We start from the raw sequence: 21445 nt of genomic DNA, 5'->3' as shown, positions 1-21445 counted from the left end.
GGACAGCCCTAGTCTGGTCGCGTGTCCACCGATGCGCGGGCTTTCTGGGTGGTCGAGCCCGGCAGGGGCGAGATCCGGCCGGTCACCGTGCCCGCTCCCGGGTCGGGCGAGGTGCTCGTGCGGGCGCTGCACTCGGGCGTGAGCCGCGGCACCGAGACGATCGTCTTCCGTGGGAAAGTCCCCGAGGACCAGTACGCCGTCATGCGCGCCCCGCACCAGGAGGGGGACTTCCCCGGTCCCGTGAAGTACGGCTACCTCGGTGTCGGCGTCGTCGAGGAGGGCCCGACGGGTCTCGTCGGGAGGACGGTCTTCTGCCTGCACCCGCACCAGACGTCCTACGTCGTCCCCGTCGGGGCGGTCGTCGTCGTCCCCGACGACGTGCCCGCTCGGCGGGCCGTGCTCGCCGGCACCGTCGAGACCGCCGTCAACGCGCTGTGGGACGCCGCTCCGCGGCTCGGTGACCGCGTCGCCGTCGTCGGTGCGGGGATGGTCGGGTGCTGCGTCGCGCGCCTGCTCGCCGGGGTCCCCGGGTGCCGGGTGACCCTCGTCGACGTGGACCCGTCGCGGGAGGCGGTGGCGGGGTCGCTCGGGGTCGGCTTCGCGCGGCCGGCCGACCTCGTCGACGTGCGCGGGGGCCACGACCTCGTCGTCCACACGAGCGCCACGGGTGCCGGGCTCCAGCTCTCGCTCGACCTCCTCGCACCGGAGGCGACGGTGCTCGACCTCAGCTGGTACGGCGACGCGCGGGTCGAGCTGTCGCTCGGCGGAGCGTTCCACTCGTCGCGGCTGCGGATCCGAGCCAGTCAGGTGGGTTCCGTTGCGGCAGCGAGGCGCTCGAGATACACGTATGCCGAGCGGCTGGCGCTCGCGCTCGACCTCCTGCGCGACCCGGCCTTCGACGCCCTGCTGACCGGCGACTCGCCCTTCGAGGAGCTGCCCGCGCTGATGCCGCGCCTCGCGGACGGCTCCCTGCCGGCCATCTGCCACACGATCTCCTACCGACCCACCCACTGAGCGGGGAGCCGATGTTCAGCGTGACCGTCCGGGACCACATGATGATCGCGCACAGCTTCCGGGGGGAGGTGTTCGGTCCGGCGCAGCGGTTGCACGGGGCGACGTTCGTCGTCGACGTGACCTTCCGCGGTCCCGAGCTCGACGACGACGACATCCTCGTCGACATCGGTCTCGCGACCCAGCACGTCCGCGAGGTCGTCGGTGCCTTCGGCTACCGCAACCTCGACGACGAGCCGGACTTCGCGGGGGTCAACACCTCGACCGAGGTGCTGGCCCGCACCATCGCGGAGCGGGTCGCGGGTCGCATACGCGCCGGTGACCTCGGCGGCGCCACCGACCGGGTCACCGCGCTCGCCGTGACCCTCCACGAGTCACACGTCGCCTGGGCGAGCTACGAGTGCGAGCTCTGAGGGAGTTCCACGCCGTCGTCCCGGCCGGGATCGACGACCCCCTGCTCCCGAGCGGGGGGAACACCTACGACCGCAGGGTGCTCGACGGCCTGCGTGCCCTCGGGTGGCAGGCGAGCGAGCACCACGTGCCCGGGCGGTGGCCACACCCGGACTCGGCAGCGACGGCCTGCCTGGCCGATGTCGTCGCGGCCGTCCCCACGGGGTCGGTGCTGCTCGTCGACGGCCTCGTCGCGTCGGCCGCGGACGCCGTCCTCGTGCCCGCGGCGGACCGCGTCCATCTCGTCGTCGTCGTCCACCTGCCGCTGGGGGTTTCTGACCCGAGCGCGGCCGCGGCTGAGGGCCGGGTGCTGACCGCGGCCGCGGCCGTCGTGACGACGAGCGGGTGGACCCGGGACGTCCTGCTCGACGCGTACGCCCTCGCTCCCGCGGCCGTGCGCGTCGCCCGGCCCGGGGTCGACCGGGCGCGCGTGGCGGCCGGCGGTCCCGACGGCGGGCGCCTGATCTGCGTCGGCGCGGTGACCGCGCTCAAGGGGCAGGCCGACCTCCTCGCGGCGCTCGCGCTCGTGGACGACCTCCCGTGGTCGTGCGTCCTCGTCGGCGCCCTCACGCGCGAGCCGGACGTCGTCGACGGGCTGCGTCGGCGGGTCGCGTCGGCGGGCCTCGGCGACCGCGTGCACCTCGTGGGACCGCGCGTCGGCGCGGACCTCGAGCTGACGTATGCCACCGCCGACCTCCTCGTCCTGCCCTCCCACCTCGAGACGTACGGGATGGTCGTGACCGAGGCACTCGCGCGCGGCGTCCCGGTGCTCGCGACCGACGTCGGTGGCGTCCGCGAGGCGGTCGGGCAGGCGGGTGACGGGCGGCCCGGGCTGCTCGTCCCTGCAGGCAGCCCCGAGGCGCTGGCGGTTGCGCTCCGGTCGTGGCTCACCGACGGGGCCCTGCGGGAACGGCTGCGCCGGAATGCCCTGGCGCGACGCGACACCCTGTCATCGTGGTCGGAGACCGCAGGACACGTGTCGGCCGTGCTCGAGCGGGTAGGGGGTCGCTGAACCCGATCGTGGAGCCGGACGTCGTCACCATCAGGGGTCCCGGGCGGATACTCGGCAGATCCTGGGCAGAAAGGGCGGAGGAGATGCAGCGCGACCGGTCCTGGCTGCGCCCCCTCGCGGGGCTCGTGATCCTCGGCGTCCTCGTGTGGCGCATCGGTGGTGGCGCCTTCGTCGACGGACTGCGCCACGTCGACGCCCGTTCGGTCGCGGCGGCGGCCGCCATCGCCGTGGTCACGACCGTCTGCGGCGCGTGGCGGTGGGTCCTCGTGGCCCGGGGCCTCGGGTCCGAGCTGTCCCTGCGCTCGGCGGTCGCCGCGTGCTACCGGTCGCAGTTCCTCAACGTGACCCTGCCCGGGGGTGTGCTCGGCGACGTGCACCGAGGCGTCCGACACGGGCGTGACGGCGGCGACGTCAGCCGCGGCGTGCGGTCGGTCGTGTGGGAGCGCTCGGCCGGTCAGGCCGTCCTCCTCGGGCTGACGCTGGGCGCCGTGCTGCTGCTGCCGTCGCGCCTGCAGCCGGGCGGATCCCCCGTGGCCACCATGGTTCTCGTCGCCGGGACCGCCGCTCTGGTCGGCGTCGTGGCGACCCGGCGGCGTCGCTCGGGTCGCACCCCGGCCGTGCCACCCGGGCCCCTCGCGCAGGTCTCGCGGGTCCTTCGGGTCGCGGTCGCCGACGTGCGTCACGGACTCCTGGGACGGCATACGTGGCCGGGCGTCGTCGTGGTCTCGGCGCTCGTCGTCGTCGGGCACGTCGCGACCTTCGTGCTGGCCGCCCGCAGTGCCGGGGTGGAGGCGCCCGTGGCCGACCTCGTGCCGCTCGCGCTCGTCGTCCTCGTGGCGATGGCGCTGCCGCTCAACGTCGCCGGCTGGGGACCGCGTGAAGGGGTGGCGGCCTGGGTGTTCGGCGTGGCCGGGCTCGGCGTCGCCGGGGGAGTGGCGACCGCCGTCGTCTACGGCGTGATGTCGTTCGTCGCTGCCCTGCCGGGTGCGGCGCTGCTCGTCGTGTCACGGCGCGGAGGCCCCCGCACCCCGACCGCGCTCCCACCGGAAGGAGCCGTCCGTGGCTGACCGCCCCTACACCCTGCTCAGCTGTGGCATGTCGATCGACGGCTATCTCAGTGCCGGCACCTCGGCCCGGCTCATGCTGTCCAACGACGCCGACTTCGACCGTGTCGACGGAGAGCGAGCCGCGAGCGACGCGATCCTCGTCGGTGCCAGCACGATCCGTCACGACAACCCGCGCCTGCTCGTCCGCTCGCCCGAGCGGCGGGCTGCACGGGTGGCCCGCGGTCTCACCCCGTCGCCGACGAAGGTGACGGTCACGAGACGGGCCGAGCTCGACTGCGCCGCAAGCTTCTTCGCGGCCGACGGTGCGGACAAGATCGTCTACTGCCCCAGCGACGTCGTGCCCGAGGCGCGCGGACGGCTCGGTGCGGCTGCGGCCGTCGTCGATGCCGGTCGTCCCGCGACGATGCGCCGCGTCTGCGAGGACCTCGGCGACCGGGGGGTGCGGCGGCTCATGGTCGAGGGCGGCGGCACCGTGCACACGCAGCTGCTCACCGACGACCTCGCCGACGAGCTCCAGCTCGTCGTGGCGCCCTTCTTCGTCGGGGACTCGGCGGCGTGCCGGTTCGTCGGTGACGGGCGCTACCCCTGGAACGCCGGCCGTCGGGCGACGCTCGCCGAGGTGCGCCAGATCGGCGACGTGGTCCTGCTGAGGTATGCGTTGTCGCCGCGTTTCCGGGAGAGCGCGTGATCCCCGGGGCGCCGAGTCGCGCACCGGCGGCTGCTCCGGGACCCCCACCGGCCCGCATCCGCACCCACGTGCTCGTACCGGTCACCTTCGCCGACGGTTTCGCGACGACGGCGCGGGTCTTCACCTTCGACGGTCTCGCCGACGGGCGCGAGCACGTCGCGCTGGGTCTCGGGGACCGTGCGGACGCCCCCGGTCCAGGGGCCTGCGACCGTGACCCGACGCCGACCCGGCTGCACAGCGAGTGCCTGACCGGTGACGTCTTCGGCAGCGGGCGGTGCGACTGCGGCGCCCAGCTGCGCGAGTCGGTCGAGCGCCTCGACGCGAGCGGCGGGTTCCTGCTCTACCTGCGGCAGGAGGGCCGCGGCATCGGGCTCTACCCGAAGCTCGACGCATACGTGCTCCAGGACGCGGGCCTCGACACCTACGAGGCGAACGTCGCGCTCGGCTACGGCGAGGACGAGCGGGACTACACCGTCGCGGCGCAGATGCTCGGTGCGCTGGGCGTGAGCCGCGTCGAGCTGCTCAGCAACAACCCCGACAAGGTGGATCAGCTGCGGGCGCTCGGGGTCACCGTGGCCCGTCGCGTCCCGACCGGCGTCCACCTGTCTGACGCGAACGCCCACTACCTCGCGACGAAGGTCGTGCGTGGCGCGCACACCCTCGACCTGAACGTCCAGCCCTGATTGACCGCAGCACCCGGCGGTGCATCATGGGTCCGTGGACGACGGGACTTTCGGATGACGCCGGGGCAGCGCCTCTCGGTGACGGTCAATGGCACCGAGCGCGGTCTGGCGGGCACCGACCCCGCGACCAATGCCCTCGACTGGCTGCGGGGGCAGGGGCTCACCGGGGCCAAGGAGGGGTGCGCCGAGGGGGAGTGTGGCGCCTGCGCGGTGCTCGTGGCCCGCCCCGACGGTGGGTCGGGCACCGAGTGGACGGCCGTCAACGCCTGCCTCCTGCCGGCCGCCTCGTTGGACGGCCAGGAGGTCGTCACCGCCGAGGGACTGGGGACGCCCCAGCACCTGCACCCCGTGCAGCACGAGATGGCGGTGCGAGGCGGGTCGCAGTGCGGCTACTGCACGCCCGGTTTCGTCTGCTCCATGGCTGCCGAGTACTACCGGGCCGACCGGCAGGACGACGCGGCCCGTGTGGGCAGCGACGCGGACGCGCACGAGTCGGGGCCCAACGGCTTCCGGCTCGGGGCGCTCTCCGGCAACCTGTGCCGATGCACCGGCTACCGGCCGATCCGGGACGCAGCCTTCGTGCTCGACTCCCCGGCGGCCGACGACGCGCTCGCCTCGCGGCGCTCGAGCGCGCCGCCACCTCCGGTCGGGACCCGACTCTCGGGGGCGACCGGCACCTATGCCCGGGCAGCCGACCTCGACGAGGCGCTCGAGCTGCTCGCGGCACATCCGGGCGCGGCGGTCGTCGCCGGCTCGACCGACTGGGGCGTCGACGTCAACCTCCGTGGCACCAGGGCGCCGTTCGTCATCGGCATCGACCGTCTGCCCGAGCTGCGCCGCCTCGAGGTCGATGACGAGGCCGTCGAGATCGGCGCCGCTTTGACCCTCACCGAGGTCGAGCGCGAGCTGGCCGGGCGGATCCCGCTGCTCGACCAGGTGTTCCCTCAGTTCGCCTCCCGGCTCATCCGCAACGGGGCGACCCTCGGCGGCAACCTCGGCACGGGCTCGCCGATCGGTGACCTGCCGCCCGCCCTGCTCGCGCTCGAGGCCGTCATGGTGCTGGCGAGTCCGGACGGGGACCGGCAGGTGCCGCTCGCCGACTACTGGACCGGTTACCGGCAGAGCGTGCGCCGCCCCGACGAGCTGATCCGTGCGGTGCGGATCCCCCTGCCGCTCAGCCCGACCACGGCCTTCCACAAGGTCGCCAAGCGCCGCTACGACGACATCTCCAGCGTCGCCGTCGCCGTGGCCCTCGATGTCGTCGACGGCTCCGTCCGGCGGGCGCGCATCGGTCTCGGCGGCGTGGCGGCCACCCCCGTCAGGGCGCTCGCCACCGAGGCAGCCCTGGAGGGCCGGGCCTGGACCGCGGCGACGGTGCAGGCGGCCGCCGAGGTGATGCGGGGGGAGGGCACCCCGCTCGACGACCACCGGGCCAGCGCGGCCTACCGCATCGCGGTGCTCGGGACCTCACTCCTTCGCCTCCATGGGGACGAGCAGTCTGCCGACGGGGTGGGCGCATGACGTCCCTGTCGCGCCGGGCCGCGGATTCCGTCGTCGGACAGCCGATCCCGCACGAGTCGGCCGCCCTTCACGTCACCGGCGACGCGCTCTACACCGATGACCTCAGCGTGCGGACCCTTGGGGTCCTGCACGCCCACCCCGTCCAGGCACCGCACGCCCACGCCCGCGTGACGCGGCTGGACCCCGACCCAGCACTCACGGTTCCGGGCGTCGTCCGCGTCCTCACCGCTGCCGACGTGCCCGGCGTCAACGACGCCGGCGTCAAGCACGACGAGCCGCTCTTCCCGTCCGAGGTGATGTTCTTCGGTCACGCCGTGTGCTGGGTCCTGGCCGACACCCTCGAGGCGGCCCGGCTCGGGGCCCTGGCCGTCGAGGTGGACTACGAGCCGCTGCCCTCGGTCGTCACCGTCCGCGAGGCGATCGAGGCCGGCAGCTTCCAGGGCGGCCAGCCGCGGCTCGAGCGCGGGCAGGTCGACGAGGCCTTCGTCGCGGCCGAGCACGTGTTCAGCGGCGAGCTCGACCTCGCCGGGCAGGAGCACTTCTACCTCGAGACGCACTGCTCGCTCGCCCACGTCGACGAGGGCGGACAGGTCTTCGTCCAGAGCAGCACCCAGCACCCGACGGAGACCCAGCAGATCGTGGCGCACGTGCTGGGCCTGGCGAGTCACGCCGTCACGGTCCAGTGCCTGCGGATGGGAGGAGGCTTCGGCGGCAAGGAGATGCAGCCGCACGGCTACGCAGCCGTCGCCGCGCTGGGAGCCGTCCTGACCGGGCGCCCGGTGCGCCTGCGCCTCACCCGGACCCAGGACCTGACGATGACGGGCAAGCGGCACGGCTTCCACGCGCAGTGGCGCGCCGCGTTCGACGCTGACGGTCGCATCCAGGCGCTCGATGCCACCCTGACCTCCGACGGCGGCTGGAGCCTCGACCTCTCCGAGCCCGTGCTGGCGCGGGCGCTCTGTCACGTCGACAACGCGTACTGGATCCCCCACCTGCGGGCCGACGGGCGGATCGCCCGGACCCACAAGACGTCCCAGACGGCGTTCCGCGGGTTCGGCGGACCCCAGGGGATGCTCGTCATCGAGGACGTCCTCGGCCGCTGCGCCCCGCTGCTCGGGATCGACCCCGTCGAGCTGCGGCGGCGCAACTTCTACGCGGAGGGCGAGGCCACGCCGTACGGCCAGGTCGTCCGTCACCCCGAGCGGGCCGTCGCGTGCTGGGAGCAGGTGCTGACGACCGGCGAGCTCACGGAGCGCTCGGCGGCGATCGCCGCGTACAACGCGTCCCACGAGCACACGAAGCGGGCCCTGGCCGTCACCCCGGTGAAGTTCGGGATCTCCTTCAACTTCACCGCCTTCAACCAGGCCGGGGCGCTCGTGCACGTCTACAAGGACGGCTCGGTCCTCATCACGCACGGTGGGACCGAGATGGGCCAGGGCCTGCACACGAAGATGCTGCAGGTCGCCGCGACGTCGCTCGCCGTCCCCCTGTCGCTCGTCCGGCTGGCGCCGACGCGCACCGACAAGGTGCCCAACACGTCTGCGACGGCGGCGAGCTCGGGGGCCGACCTCAACGGCGCAGCGGTCAAGGACGCCTGTGAGCAGATCCTCGAGCGGCTCCGCGCCGTGGCCGCCGCCCGGCTGGGCGTCCCCGCCGAGGACGTGCGGTTCGAGGACGGGTGCGCGCGAGCGGCGTCGGGAGCGGCGTCAGGCGCAGCAGAGGTGGCCTGGGCCGATCTCGTGAGTGAGGCCTACTACCAACGGGTCCAGCTCTGGGCGGCCGGCTTCTACCGCACCGAGGGACTCCACTGGGACTCGACCAGGATGCAGGGCTCGCCGTTCAAGTACTTCTCCTACGGCGCCGCGGCAGCCGAGGTCGAGGTCGACGGCTTCACCGGCGCCTACCGGCTGCGCCGGGTCGACATCGTGCACGACGTGGGTGACTCGCTCTCTCCGCTCGTCGACCTCGGCCAGATCGAGGGTGGCTTCGTGCAGGGTGCGGGCTGGCTCACCCTCGAGGACCTCCGGTGGGACGAGTCCTCCGGCCCGACACGCGGCCGGCTCGCCACGGCATCGGCGAGCACCTACAAGCTGCCGAGCTTCTCGGAGATGCCCGAGGTCTTCAACGTCGCACTGCTCGAGCGCGCCACCGAGGACGGCGTCGTCTACGGGTCCAAGGCCGTCGGGGAGCCCCCGCTCATGCTCGCCATGTCGGTCCGCGAAGCCCTGCGCCAGGCGGCCGCCGCCTTCGGGCCCGACGGCACGCAGGTCGACCTCGCGTCGCCGGCCACCCCCGAGGCGGTCTTCTGGGCCGTCCAGCAGGCACGAGGCGCCGGCCAGCCGCCGCACACGGTGGCGGTCGTACGGGGCGGGCGCCAGGGCGTCGGCGTCGCGCCCGAGCGTGCGGACCCCGACGGGCACCCGCTGCGCCCGCACTCGGAGCAGGTCGCCGCCGGGAGGGGTGACTGACGTGCACTGGCTCTCGGCAGCCCAGCGGCTGCGTGCAGACCGGATCCCCGGCGTGCTCGTGACGGTCGCGGCCGTCCGCGGCCACGCCCCGCGCGAGCCCGGCGCCAAGATGGTCGTCTCGCCCGACGACGCGTGGGGCAGCATCGGCGGTGGCAACCTCGAGGCGACGGCCGTCGAGCGGGCGCGCGCGATGCTCGCCCGGGGCGAGGTCGCTCCCGAGCAGCTGGACCTGGCGCTCAACGAGCGCGCCCCGGTCGAGCACGGCCAGCAGTGCTGCGGGGGCGAGGTGTCGCTGCTGCTCGAGCCGCTGCCCGTCGTGCCCTCCGTGGCGATCTTCGGGATGGGGCACGTCGGCGCCGAGCTGGCGCGCATCCTCAGCCGACACGACCTCGAGCTGCACCTCGTCGACGGCCGGGCCGACCGCGTGGCCGCGGGACGACTCGCGGGGCTCGCCGACGCCGTGGCCGGTGTGCACGTCCACCACGCGCCCGTGCCGGAGCTCGTGCTCGGGCAGGTCCCGCGCGGCACTCACGTGCTCGTCATGACCCATGACCACGCCGAGGACGTCGCGCTGTGCGACGCCGCCCTGAGGTGCTCGCACCTGGGCTCGATCGGGCTCATCGGGTCGTCGGTGAAGTGGCGCCGCTTCGAGCAACGCCTTGCGGCAGAAGGCCATTCGGCGCAGGACCTGGGCAGGATCACGACGCCGATCGGGGCGCCCGGGCTCACCGGCAAGAGCCCGGCGACCATCGCCGTGGCGGTCGCGGTCGACCTGCTCGCGGCCTTCGAGCGGGAGCGGCAGCTCGAGCGCCCGACGCCGGGCACCCGTCCGTGACGATCTTCAGGGTGCGCGTCCTCGACACGCCGACGAGCCCCTTCGCCGGAGGCACGCTCCGGTCCGACGACGACTGCGGGCTGCTCGTCGGGGACGGCGTCATCACGGCCCGCGGGCCCCTTCGACGTGGTGCGCGCGGAGCATCCCGACGAGCCGGTCCTCGACCTGCGCGAGGGTCTGCTCCTGCCGGGGCTCGTCGACACGCACGTGCACTTCCCCCAGGTGCGCGTCATCGGCGGGCTCGGCCTGCCGCTGCTCGACTGGCTGGACCGCTATGCCCTGCCGGAGGAGATGCGGCTCGCCGACGTCGACCACGCCCGGGGCGTGGCCCGTGACTTCGTGGCGGGGCTCGTCGACGCCGGGACGACGACCGCACTCGTCTTCGGGGCCCACCAGGCCCCGGCCGTCGACGTGATGTTCGAGGCGGCCGACCACTGGGGCCTGCGGGTCGCGACCGGCCTCGTGACCTCGGACCGGCTGCTGCCCGAGCCGCTGCTCACGACCCCCGAGCGCGCCTACGCCGAGTCGCGCCAGCTCGCGGCCCGCTGGCACGGCAAGGGCCGGCTGCGCTACGCCGTCACACCACGCTTCTCCCTCTCGGCGAGCGAGGGGGTGCTCGAGGCCTGTGCCGCCACCTTCGCCGAGGTGCCGGGGTCGCTCTTCACCTCGCACCTCAACGAGAACCTCCACGAGATCAGCGAGGTCGCCGCCCTCTTCGGCGGGGCCTCCTACGTGGACACCTACGACCGCTTCGGCCTCGTCACGCCGAGGTCGGTGCTCGCTCACGACGTCCACCCGACCGATGCCGAGCTGAGCACGCTCGCCGGTCGCGGCGCCGCCGTGGCGCACTGCCCCACGAGCAACGCGGCGCTCGGCAGCGGGCTCTTCCCGCTCCGTCGTCACGTCGAGGCCGGGGTGCGCGTCGCCCTCGGCTCGGACGTCGGCGCCGGCACCGGCTTCTCGCTGTTCAAGGAGGGACTGCAGGCCTACTTCGTCCAGCAGCTCCTCGGCCCGGACGGGATGCTGCTGACCTCGGCCCACCTGCTCTGGCTGAGCACCGGGGCGGGCGCCGACGCGCTCGGGCTCGGTGACGACGTGGGTGACCTCTCGGTCGGCAAGCAGTTCGACGCCGTCTGGGTGCTGCCCGAGTCCGGCGACCCGCTCGCCGTGGGCCTCGACAACGCATCGTCCCCCGACGACGCGCTCTCCAAGGTCTTCGCGCTGGGGACGACCTCCGACGTCGGCGGCGTGTGGGTCGGGGGCGAGCAGATCGCCGCCGGCCGGTGGCGGAGCCCACGCCCCCGCTGACGTGCCCCCGCCCGACCGAGGGCGTATGCCGCCGCCCCACCTGCCGAGGTGGACGTCCCCACGCGCCGGGGTGAGGCTCAGAGCGTTGCGGGACCGCTCCCGCCTGCGGGCGTGGTCTGCCGCGTCAGTGCGTCGCGGGCCCGAAGGGGGCCCGGATGCTCGCGCATCGACGCACCCAGCCGGTGTAGCCCCGCGCGGTCCACGGAGTCCGCGGGACCCATCAGGCGCTCGGCGGCCGAGCGGATCGCAGCGGCGTCGGCGCGGTTGGGGTCGAGCACCTCGCCCAGCCGCTGCACCTCGACGGCGGCGGCGCCGGCGAACTGGTCGGTGGAGAGGGGGAGGAGGAGCAGGGGGACGCCGGCTGTCAGTGACTCGGTGACGCTGTTGTTGCCGCCGTGCGAGACGGCCACGGAAGCGTGACCGAGCAGGGTCACCTGCGGGAGCATCTCGCGTACGAGCCACGACTCCGGGAGAGCACCCAGCAGGGGGCGCGGCGTCGACCCGTGGGCCAGGGCGACGCGGACGTCCAGCGGGCGCAGCGCCTCGACGATCGTCGCGAGCAGGTCGGAGCGGGCGGAGAGGAAGCTGCCGAGGCTGACGTAGACGACCGGCTGGTCGCTGCGGCCGAGCCACGCCTCGACCTCCTCGTCCGGGGCCTCGGCCCGCACCGCGGAGCCGAGGAAGGTGTGGCGCGGGAGCAGGGCGGTGCGGTCGTGGTCGTGCAGTTCCGCGGGGTAGTTGAGCATGAGGACGTCGCCGGTCTCGGCGAAGGCGTCGACGCTCGGCGTGGCCCCCGGCGACAGCTGCGCCAGTGCGGTGTTCCACTGCGCGGTGAAGTCGTCGCGCACCTGCTCCGAGAGGCGCCGCAGCTCGGCGAGCGCGTCCGGCCCGGGCGTGAAGGCACGCGGCCAGGCGGGCGGGTAGCCGTAGACCTCGTCGCCGACGGTGAGAGCGGACGGGTGACCCAGCACGACGTCGGCGTGGCTGGTGCCCCTGCTGGCGAGACCCAGTCGCGCACCGAAGGCGAGGTGGTCGACGACGACCGTGTCCGGGCGCACCCGGTCGACGACGTCGTGCACGGCCCGGGCCACGCCCACGGCGTTCCAGAGGAGGTCGTCACCGCGCGCCCGGGCCTGGTAGGCCAGCGTCTCGACGGCGCCGAGCCGCGTCGCCTCGAAGAACCCACGGAGCGAGTCGTCCTCGCCCGCCGGTTGCTCCTCGGCCCGGATGACGCCCGGGTTCGAGCCGCGTCCCAGCTGCAGGTGCTCGCGCTCGTAGCCGAAGGCGGTGACGAGGGCATCGGTGGCCGTGCCGGTGGCGACGACGACGCGCTCACCCGCATCACGCCAGGCCGTGGCGAGGGTGGCGAGAGGGTAGAGGTGGGAGGCGTAGTCAGGGCTGATGACGAGCAGCGTCACGAGGCTCCCTCCACGGCGTCGGAAAGGCGCGGCTCGCCCGCTCGCTGCGGCGCCACCTCACGGTAGACCCCGGCGAGCGACGCGGCCATCGTGTCGATGCCGAACCGCGTGCGCACCATGTCCCGGGCCTGCGCCTTCCGGGTGTCGGCGGCCGGTGCGGCTGCGAGGTCGAGGGCGGCGTGGGTCGCGCCCGCGAGGCCGGCGGCACTGGACGTGTCGGCGAGGATGCCCGTCTTCCCGTGGGCGACGTAGGTCGCCGGGCCCCCGCCGTCTGGTGCGACGACGACGAGCCCGACGGCCATCGCCTCGAGGATCGCGATGCCGAACTCCTCCTTGAGGCTCGCGCTCACGTAGACCCCGGGCGGCGCCGTGTCGCCCGGACGTCCGCGCAGCCGCGCGAGCCACGCGATGGTCGTCGCGTTGGGACGGTGCCCGGCCACGAGCAGCCCCAGGTCGGCCGCCTCGGCGGCAGGCACGACGGCGTCGATCCGGGCCAGCTCGGCTGCCTCCTCGTCGCTCGGGTGGTCGAGGTCGCCGCCCACGACGAGCAGGTTGCAGCGCTCGCGCAGCCGGGCGTCGTCGCGCCAGGCCCGCACGAGGGTCGCCATCCCTTTGACGGGGTTGAGCCGACCGACCGACACGACGGTCGGCAGGGCTCGGCGGTCGTCGGGGAGGGTGTCGAGGAGGGTGTCGAGCTCGTCGAGTGCGGATGCGACGCCGGACCCGCGGCGACGTCCCGACCCATCGAGGGTCTCGCCGACGATGCGGTCGACACCTGCCACGTCGATGCCCTCGCCGACGACGGTGAGGCGGTCTCGCTGCACGTCGATGTCGATCCCGAGGTAGCGCCGCAGGTCGTCGCCGACCCGTGGGCGCGGGAAGAGCACGAGGTGGGAGGCGCGCGCGGCGAGGTCGCGGAGCAGCTGGTCGCGGAACCACAGGTGCTCCACGAGATCGGCTTCGTCGAACCCGGCACGGGTCAACGTCCCGGCGTGGTCCCGCGCGTCGATGAGGGCCTGGGGGTCGGGCGCGACGGTCAGCACGACGGGGATGCCGAGCTCGTCCGCCACTTCTGCGGCGGCCATGGACCCGACGTCGGCCATCCGCAGGTGGATCGCGTCGACGCGACCGGCGGTCCGGAGGACCCGCCGGATCCCGCGGCGCGCCGCGACCCGCGCAGGCCACGCACGGCTCACCCCCACAGGACCCGACAGCGGCACCTTGGCGTAGTGGTGGCCCCTCGCGAGCAGCGAGGAGCCGAGGTGGCCACCGGGCGCGGCGGACGGACGTCCTGAGGGGAACTGGGTCGGCTCGGGGCTGCCGCCCGACACGGTGATGACCCGAGCCATCGCGGGCTCGCCGCGCAGCAGGGCGTCCCCGAGGTGCACGAGCAGCGTGGCGATGCCGCCCGTGTCGCCCCGGCCGGAATGGTGCAGCTGCCCGTCGATGTCGGAGTGGAGGAAGAGCTGCACGACGGTCAACCCGTCGGGCACGGGCGGTGCGGGGGTCGGACGCAGGTCGAAGAGGGCGAGCCGGGCGGTCTGGGCCAGAGGGCCGACCGTGCGGGCCAACGACACGAGGAGCGCCTCGGCGCTGTGGTCGGCCGCGGGTCCGTCGCCGAGGGCGGCCGTCGCGGCCGCGCGCACCGGGAGCGCCTCGGTGTCGTCTGCCGCGAGAGCCACGAGCGCCGTCGTGGTCGCTGCGCCGGGCACCAGCCCCAGTGTCTCGGCCAGTCTGGCGCGGCCGTCGTCGTCGGCCGTTGCCGCCAGGCGGGTCAGCACGGCACCACGCACCCGGTCCGGCTGCCGCACCGCCCAGCTCTCGAGGGTGCGCTGGGCCAGCATCCCAGTGAAGCCGCCGTCGCGGCTCGCGCTGACGAGGTGGGGCAGCGCCTCGTCGACGGGAGCCGTGTGCCGCAGCGCGTCGAGCGCGTGCTCCGCCACGTGGCGCCGCCCGTCAGCCACCAGGCGTGCGAGTGCTGGTGCCGCGGTGGGGTCGTCACAGACGCCGAGCGCGTGGACGGCGGCGAGGGCGGTCAGGGGATCGTCGGAGAGCGTGGCCGAGATCAGGTCACGGACGGCGTCACCGTCCGCCTGCGCCGTGACATCGGTGAGCGTCGACGCTGCCCGCATGGCTTCGAGGAGGGTGGGAGCGGTCCGGACCGCCTCGAGCGCGGAGCGGGGGTCCATGGCTCCGACCTTAAGCGTCCGATCGCAAAGATGTACAACCCTTGTCCAACGTTGGCCGAGCAGGCGAGCAGGCGGCACCGGCACCCGCCTCAGCGGTCGGGGGCGGAGACCGTCGAGCTACGGTCGGCGGAGCCAGCCCTTCTCGTGTGCCGCCCAACCCAGCTGGATGCGGCTGTTGGCACCGGTGGCATCCATGAGCGACCGGACCCGGCGCTGGACGGTGCGTAGCCCGACGTCGAGCTGCCGCGCGACCAGGACGTCGGAGGCGCCGGCGATGAGGAGCGAGAGCACCTGGAGGTCGGTCTCGTCCGGACCCGGGGCCGTCTCCACGAGCTCGTCGCTCTCCGGAGACACGAAGTTGAGCGGCCAGGCTTCGCGCCAGACGAAGTCGAAGAGCGACAGGAGGGACTGGACGAGCCCGGTCGAGTGGATGACGAGGGCCGCCGGCTCCGGGGAGTCGGCGTCAAGGGGCACCATCGCGGTGCGACGGTCGGCGATGACGAGCTTGGTCGGGACACGGTCGCTGATCCGCACCTCCTCGTCGCGGCGTATCACCGCCACCAGCTCGGTCTGCGACGTCTGCTCCAGCACGTCGCGCTCGAGCACGACCCGGTACCGGACGCCGCGGGCCGCCGCGATGTCCTCGGCCTGGTTCTCCGCCGCCGTCACGGCCGTCGGGTTGTCGGTGACGAGGACGCAGACCTCCTCGACGGCGCCCAGCTGCAGCTGGTGGAACCGCTGTCCGACCGCGCCGGCCCCGACGACCACCTCGACGAGATCGTGAACGCTCCCCGCAGCATCGGTGCGGTGCGCCTCCGCCAGCCGTGCGGCCACGAGCTCAGCCTGATCGAGCTCGTGACGGCGGTCGTTGAGGAGGGCGCGCAGCGCGATCCCCGGTGGCGCCGCCACCCAGCGGCCCGGCGTGGCGGCCGACTGTGCCACCAGTCCCATGCGCTCCAGCCCGACGAGACTCTCCTCGACCTCCGCGCTCGAGAGCTGGCAGCGATGGGTGAGGTCGTCGACGGTCGTGCCACCCAGCCCGACCAGCGTGCGGTAGAGCGTGGACTCCGCCGGGCCGAGGCCCAGCGCGGCAAGCGCTTCCACGCCGGCTCCTTCCGGTACGTCCTACGTCGTTCGGGCGGGTGGCGCACCTGCGCCATGACGCATAACCGCCGCACGCACATTCTTCCCGACGATTCGCTCCTCGGGCACTGTGGCTCGCGGCGCCGGAGTCCCACCCCCGGCGCCACCCTCACGCAGCGTGACCCGAACAGCGGGCTCGCGCCACACTCCCCGGAGGACCAGCATGCGCCCCATCTGGCGTCACACCCTAGGGGTGGCAACGGTTGCCATCGTTGCCGCCACCGCGGCCGCCCCCACCTCGGCCTTCGGCCAGGACTCAGGTGCCACACCCCGCCCGATCGTCGGATCGTCCGCTTCCCACGCGGCGAGCGACGCCCCCAAGACCGTCACCCTGATCACGGGCGACAAGGTCCTCGTCACCGGGGCAGGCACCAACGCGCCGATCGTCACCGTGCTGCCGCGCGAGGACGGCACCGTGCCTTCTGTCGAGACGCGCCGGGTCGGCAAGGACGTCTACGTCTATCCCGCCGATGCCGTGGACGCCCTGGCCTCGGGCAAGGTGGACGAGGAGCTCTTCAACGTGACCGGGCTCGTCGCCATGGGCTACGACGACGCCAGCACCGACAGCGTGCCGGTCATCGCGCGCTACACCACTGACCTCAGCCGGGCCCGCTCGGCACCGGTCACCCCGAAGGGCGCGGCAAAGGGCCAGACGCTGCACTCGATCGACGGCATCGCGCTCAAGGCCGGCAAGGCGCAGGCCGCTCACTTCTTCGCCGACGCGACGGACCCGTCCACCGCGGCGGGCGCCAAGATCGAGAAGATCTGGCTCGACGCCAAGGCGTACGCCACCCTCGACCAGTCGACCAAGCAGGTCAACGCCGACCAGGCCTGGGCAGAGGGCCTCAAGGGGGCCGGCACCAAGGTCGCCGTCCTCGACACGGGCGCCGACGCCGAGCACCCTGACCTGCAGGGTCGGATCGTGGCGTCCAAGGACTTCACCGGCTCAGCGGGTGGAGCGCTGTCGGACGTGCACGGTCACGGCACGCACACCGCCTCCACCGTCGGCGGCTCCGGCGCGGCGAGCGATGGCGTCGAGAAGGGCGTCGCGCCCGAGACCCAGCTGCTCATCGGCAAGGTGCTCGGTGACAACGGTGGTGGTTCCGACTCGATGATCATCGGCGGCATGGAGTGGGCGGTCTCGCAGGGCGCCGACGTCGTGTCCATGAGCCTCGGGAGCAATGGGGCACCTGCCGCCTGCAACGACCCGATGTCGTCCGCTGCGCAGGAGCTCGCCACCACGAGCTCCACCCTCTTCGTCATTGCGGCGGGCAACACGGGCTCGGCGAACAACACGGTCTCGGCTCCCGGCTGTGCTCCCGCCGTGCTGACGGTGGGCGCCGTGGACCGTCAGGACGTGCCGGCATGGTTCTCCAGCCGCGGGCCCACAGCGGTCGACCACACCCTCAAGCCGGAGATCTCGGCGCCGGGCGTCGGCATCACCGCCGCCCGCTCAGGCGGGCGGGGCGACAACGCGTACGTCGCGATGTCGGGCACGTCGATGGCGACGCCGCACGTCGCCGGTGCCGCCGCCATCGTCAAGCAGACGCACCCGACCTGGACCGGGCAGCAGCTCAAGGCGGCCCTCGTGTCGTCGGCGAAGTCCGATGTTCCCGGTGACGTCCGCGCGCAGGGCGCGGGTCGACTGGATGTGATCGCCGCGGCGAAGGCCCCGGTGATCACCATGCCGGTGCAGGCCGGGACGTTCGCGTGGCCGCACACGAGCGCCCAGGTCACGACCATCGACCTTCCCTACACCAACGTCACCGACCAGCCGGTCACTCTCAAGCTGTCCGTCGCCGGTGTCACGGGTGACGACGGTTCCGCCGTCACGTCGACGCCGGCCGTCCTCGGAGCCTCGTCGGTGACCGTCCCCGCTGGTGGCACCGTCAAGGTCCCGCTGAAGGTCGACCCGACCGCGAAGCTCGCGGCTGCGCAGTACGGCGACGTCACGGGCCGCATCCTGGCCACCGGCGGCGCCGACGTGTCGACGCCCTTCTCGCTCTACGTCACTCCCCAGACGGTGCGGCTCACCGTCCGGATGAAGGACCGCCTCGGTCAGCCCGCCAACCTGGGTTCGAGCGTCGACGTGGTCAACATCGACTCCATCAAGGCACAGCGCGCCTTCAACAACGGCGCCGCGGAGCAGACGTTCCAGGTGCGTCCCGGCACCTACTTCCTGTCGAGCTTCGTCAGGAGCCCCGACCCGACCTACCTGACCCCGAACACCGTCGGCTCCATCGCCTACTTCGGCCGACCGGAGATCAAGATCACCGGCGACACGACCGTCGACTTCGACGCGACCAAGGCGCACCTGCTGTCGGTCAAGACGGACCGGCCCAGTGAGCCCAAGGCCTCGGTCCTCTCGTTCTCCCGCACGTGGGACGACACGTGGATCCACGCCGGCTCCCTCAGCAGTGGCTCGACGACGACCGCCGTGTACGCCGACGTGCAGGGCAACCCCCAGCAGGGCACCTGGGAGTTCGGTGACTGGTCGCGCCGCTACGCGCCTGCCGTCGAGTCCCTGTCGGTCGTCGCAGGACCGGTGCTGCACCCGATCGCGGCGCCGAACGCGGCGCCGGGCCTCGACGGTGTCGGCACTGCGGGTCTCGTCGACGGCGGTACCGGCTCGATCTTCGACCCCGCCCGCGTGGGTGGCAAGGTCGTGCTCGTCAAGGTCAGCACCGCTGGCATCTCTCCGTCGATGGTCAACCGGGCTCGCGCGGCCGGTGTCAGGGCCCTGCTCGCGTACGCTCCGGCTCCCGGCAAGTGGCTGCCGGTGGCCGGGTTCACGCCGCTCAGCGTGGCGACCTACTCCCTTCCGATGGTCGAGGGCGACCAGCTCCAGGCGCTCCTTGCCACCGCCCCCGGTGGTCAGCTGACGCTCTCCTGGAAGGCGACGGCCAGCAGCCCGTACGTCTACAACCTCGGCTTCACCCAGTCGACCCCGCTGACCGACGACAAGACGTTCGTCGCCCAGGACAAGAAGCTCGGCCGCACGGAGGCGGACTACAAGGGCATGGGTGTCGACACGCCGCTCCTGGACTACGTCTATGCCGGTCGTGACAACGGCGTCACCTTCGGTGTCTCCGCCTATGAGGCGGTCCACGTCGCGACCAAGCGCACCGAGTTCTACACCGACGGCGGCACGAAGTGGCTGCACTACCTCACCTCGAGCTTCCCCTTCGGAGAGGCGATGACCGAGGCCTGGCGCACCTACCCGGCCGGCAGCGTCCGCACCGACAGCTGGTACGGCGGCATCGTCGCCCCGGCTGCGATCAAGAACGACCAGGGCCTCGAGCAGCTGACGGCCGAGCGGCAGGGTGGCCTGATGGGCTTCGCCCCCCAGATGTGGGGCGACGACTTCGGGCACGTGGCCAACCCCGGCAGCTTCGGGGACGAGGGCAACCTCACGCTGCGCCGCAACGGCGAGGAGATCGGCTACAGCTACACCCCCAACGGCGTCTTCGAGGTGCCGGCCGAGGACTCGGCCTACGAGCTGGAGATGAACACCGGCAAGTTCGGGAGCCCGGCGCGTCAGTGGGCCCGATCGACCGAGGTCAAGACGACGTGGCGCTTCCGCTCCGCGCTCGACCCCGACACGTTCTCGGTCGGTCTCCCGCTGCTCTTCCCGCGGGTCGGCCTGCCCGAGGAAGGCAGCAAGACCCTCGGCGCCTCGGCGGGGCAGGTGCTGCCGATCCGGGTCACCGGTCACGGCGGCTACGCCCCTGGTGACATCGTCTCGGCGACGTTTGCCTTCTCCTACGACGGTGGCACGACGTGGACGGACGCCGCGGTGTCCAGCAACGCCGGGGCGTGGAGCGCGGTCGTCGACCACACGGGTGCCAGCGGCAAGACGGTCACCACGCGGGTCGAGGTGACCGACAGCAAGGGTGCTTCGGTGACGCAGGTCGTCAAGTCGGCCTACGCGGTGCGCTGACGAAGCGCCAGATTTCTCGACATGGCGGATGCCGTCCCCTCCCAGGAGGTGGGCGGCATCCGCCCATGACTCGGCGCACCTGCCCGCTGGGAGGTTGACCACGAACCCGGCTGGCTCGTGGCCGAGGTCATCTCGCGCGCCGGGGAATGAGGGCGCGGCGGCGGACCGACCCTCATCCGAATGCTGCGAACGGGTCGGCCACGCCGATGTAGCAGGTCTCGAGGTACTCCTCGATACCTTCACGTCCTCCCTCGCGGCCGAGGCCGGACTGCTTCACGCCGCCGAACGGAGCTGCCGGGTTGGACACCACGCCCGTGTTGAGGCCGAGCATCCCGGTCTCCAGACGTTCGCCCATCCGGAGCCCTCGGTCGAGGTCGCGGGTGTAGACGTAGCAGACGAGTCCGAACGGCGTGGCGTTCGCGAGGCGGACGGCCTCGTCCTCGGTGTCGAAGGGAACGATCGAGGCGACCGGTCCGAAGATCTCCTCGTCGAGGATGTCCGCGCCGGCTGGCACGTCGGTGAGGACAGTGGGCGGGAAGAAGTGGCCGGGTCCGTCGAGTGCCCGGCCACCGAGGGCGAGACGGGCGCCCGCGGCGACGGCTCCGTCCACGAGACGGCCCACCCGGGCGACGGCCGCGGCGTTGATGAGGGGACCCAGGCGTGTGGCCGGGTCGGTGCCACGACCGACCGTGACGGAGGACATCCGTGCTGCGAGGGCCTGTCCGAACTCGTCGGCGAGACTCCGGTGCACGAGGAAGCGGTTGGCGGCGACGCAGGCCTCACCGCCGTTGCGCAGCTTGGCGGCGAACGCTCCCTCGACGGCGGCGTCGAGGTCGGCGTCCTCGAAGACGATGAAGGGGGCATTGCCTCCGAGCTCCATCGAGACCCGGAGCACCTGGTCGGCCGAGGCGGCGATGAGCCGCCGGCCCACCGGTGTCGAGCCGGTGAACGACAGCTTGCGCAGCCGCGCGTCCGACAGCAGCGGGCTGCTCACCGACCCCGGGTCGGTCGTGGGGATGACGTTGAGGACACCCGGCGGCAGGCCGGCGTCCTCGAGGACCTCGGCGAGGAGCAGGGCGCTCAGTGGGGTCAGCTCGGCAGGCTTGAGGACCATGGTGCAGCCTGCGGCGACGGCCGGCGCGATCTTGCGGGTCGCCATGGCGAGCGGGAAGTTCCACGGTGTGATGAACAGGCACGGCCCGACCGGTCGCCTCGTGACCAAGAGGCGGTTGGCTCCGTCGGGAGCCGTGGAGTACCGGCCGGAGATCCGCGTTGACTCCTCGCCGAACCAGCGGAGGAACTCGGCCCCGTAGCCGACCTCGGCGTGCGCCTCGGCGAGGGGTTTGCCCATCTCGAGGGTCATCGTCAGCGCGAAGTCCTCGGCGCGGATGGTCACGAGCTCGAAGGCCTGGCGGAGGATCTCGGCCCTGTCGCGCGGTGGAGTGCGCCCCCATGACGGCTGGGCGGCGTGCGCCGCAGCGAGCGCGCGGTCGCCGTCGTCGGGTCGCGCGTCGGCGACGGTGGCGAGGACGGTCTCGGTGGAGGGGTCGACGACCTCGAACCGGCCACCGTCGGCAGCCTCGGTCCACCGGCCGTCGATGTAGAGCCCGGTGGGGATCCGAGCCAAGAGAGCGCGTTCGGTCTGGTCCGTGACCGCTGTCGTCGTCATGTCGTCACTTCCTAGGTAGGGGAGAGGGAGGGCGGCTCGCGCA

General features: G+C 73.1%; 15 protein-coding genes. 11 read left to right on the top strand and 4 right to left on the bottom strand.

The window, feature by feature from the left end; translation table 11 throughout:
* Positions 1-21 precede the first annotated feature (21 nt).
* The 10 genes from ASE25_RS02545 (at position 22) to ASE25_RS02500 (ending at position 11043) form a co-directional block, all read left to right on the top strand.
* Positions 22-1014: a zinc-binding alcohol dehydrogenase gene (locus ASE25_RS02545; protein ID WP_056822484.1), complete on the top strand. Its 993-nt coding sequence runs from the start codon at positions 22-24 to the stop codon at positions 1012-1014.
* 11 nt (positions 1015-1025) lie between these two features.
* Positions 1026-1424, top strand: a complete 399-nt coding sequence (locus ASE25_RS02540) for a 6-carboxytetrahydropterin synthase (protein ID WP_056822482.1) — start codon at positions 1026-1028, stop codon at positions 1422-1424.
* Positions 1412-2473, top strand: a complete 1062-nt coding sequence (locus tag ASE25_RS02535; RefSeq protein ID WP_082622649.1) for a glycosyltransferase family 4 protein — start codon at positions 1412-1414, stop codon at positions 2471-2473. Before ASE25_RS02540 ends, ASE25_RS02535 begins: the two co-directional genes overlap by 13 nt.
* Positions 2474-2556: 83 nt before the next feature.
* Positions 2557-3540: a lysylphosphatidylglycerol synthase transmembrane domain-containing protein gene (locus ASE25_RS02530; protein ID WP_056822479.1), complete on the top strand. Its 984-nt coding sequence runs from the start codon at positions 2557-2559 to the stop codon at positions 3538-3540.
* Complete coding sequence (locus ASE25_RS02525; RefSeq protein WP_082619394.1) at positions 3533-4228, top strand: RibD family protein; 696 nt, start codon at positions 3533-3535, stop codon at positions 4226-4228. The genes ASE25_RS02530 and ASE25_RS02525 overlap by 8 nt, the downstream gene beginning before the upstream one ends.
* 68 nt (positions 4229-4296) lie before the next feature.
* A complete protein-coding gene (gene ribA, locus ASE25_RS02520) occupies positions 4297-4911 on the top strand; it encodes a GTP cyclohydrolase II (RefSeq protein WP_200958950.1) in 615 nt (204 codons plus the stop codon).
* A 54-nt stretch (positions 4912-4965) separates the two neighbouring features.
* Positions 4966-6432 (top strand): xanthine dehydrogenase small subunit, encoded by a 1467-nt coding sequence (locus tag ASE25_RS02515; RefSeq protein ID WP_056822478.1) that lies wholly within the window; start codon positions 4966-4968, stop codon positions 6430-6432.
* Positions 6429-8900 carry a xanthine dehydrogenase molybdopterin binding subunit gene (gene xdhB, locus ASE25_RS02510; protein WP_056822476.1) on the top strand — a complete coding sequence of 824 codons (2472 nt, stop codon included), beginning with the start codon at positions 6429-6431 and terminating at the stop codon, positions 8898-8900. Before ASE25_RS02515 ends, xdhB begins: the two co-directional genes overlap by 4 nt.
* Before the next feature lies 1 nt (position 8901).
* On the top strand, positions 8902-9735 hold the full coding sequence (xdhC, locus tag ASE25_RS02505) for a xanthine dehydrogenase accessory protein XdhC (protein WP_056822474.1): 834 nt from the start codon (positions 8902-8904) through the stop codon (positions 9733-9735).
* A gap of 129 nt (positions 9736-9864) precedes the next feature.
* On the top strand, positions 9865-11043 hold the full coding sequence (locus tag ASE25_RS02500; protein ID WP_235508506.1) for a guanine deaminase: 1179 nt from the start codon (positions 9865-9867) through the stop codon (positions 11041-11043).
* A 77-nt stretch (positions 11044-11120) separates the two neighbouring features.
* Here ASE25_RS02500 and ASE25_RS02495 read toward each other — a convergent pair whose 3' ends face one another.
* From ASE25_RS02495 to ASE25_RS02485, 3 genes are all read right to left on the bottom strand, one after another.
* The gene (locus ASE25_RS02495) at positions 11121-12461 is read right to left on the bottom strand and encodes a nucleotide disphospho-sugar-binding domain-containing protein (RefSeq protein ID WP_056822472.1); all 1341 of its coding nucleotides are present in this window, start codon (positions 12459-12461) and stop codon (positions 11121-11123) included.
* Positions 12458-14650 carry a glycosyltransferase gene (locus ASE25_RS02490; protein WP_056771842.1) on the bottom strand — a complete coding sequence of 731 codons (2193 nt, stop codon included), beginning with the start codon at positions 14648-14650 and terminating at the stop codon, positions 12458-12460. The genes ASE25_RS02495 and ASE25_RS02490 overlap by 4 nt, the downstream gene beginning before the upstream one ends.
* Positions 14651-14767: 117 nt before the next feature.
* Positions 14768-15754 carry a helix-turn-helix domain-containing protein gene (locus ASE25_RS02485; protein ID WP_056771839.1) on the bottom strand — a complete coding sequence of 329 codons (987 nt, stop codon included), beginning with the start codon at positions 15752-15754 and terminating at the stop codon, positions 14768-14770.
* Positions 15755-15986: 232 nt separating this feature from the next.
* On the opposite strand from ASE25_RS02485, the gene ASE25_RS02480 reads away from it, so the two are divergent.
* Entirely contained in the window at positions 15987-19733 is a 3747-nt protein-coding gene (locus tag ASE25_RS02480; protein WP_082622647.1) for a S8 family serine peptidase, read from the top strand.
* Between the two features lie 172 nt (positions 19734-19905).
* Here ASE25_RS02480 and ASE25_RS02475 read toward each other — a convergent pair whose 3' ends face one another.
* Positions 19906-21402 carry an NAD-dependent succinate-semialdehyde dehydrogenase gene (locus ASE25_RS02475; protein ID WP_056822468.1) on the bottom strand — a complete coding sequence of 499 codons (1497 nt, stop codon included), beginning with the start codon at positions 21400-21402 and terminating at the stop codon, positions 19906-19908.
* Positions 21403-21445 lie beyond the last annotated feature (43 nt).

This window comes from Terrabacter sp. Root85, assembly GCF_001429185.1.
Classification (GTDB): domain Bacteria; phylum Actinomycetota; class Actinomycetes; order Actinomycetales; family Dermatophilaceae; genus Terrabacter.
The sequence above is the reverse complement of the archived record's forward strand: the minus strand, read 5'-3'. Positions and strand labels throughout refer to the sequence as shown.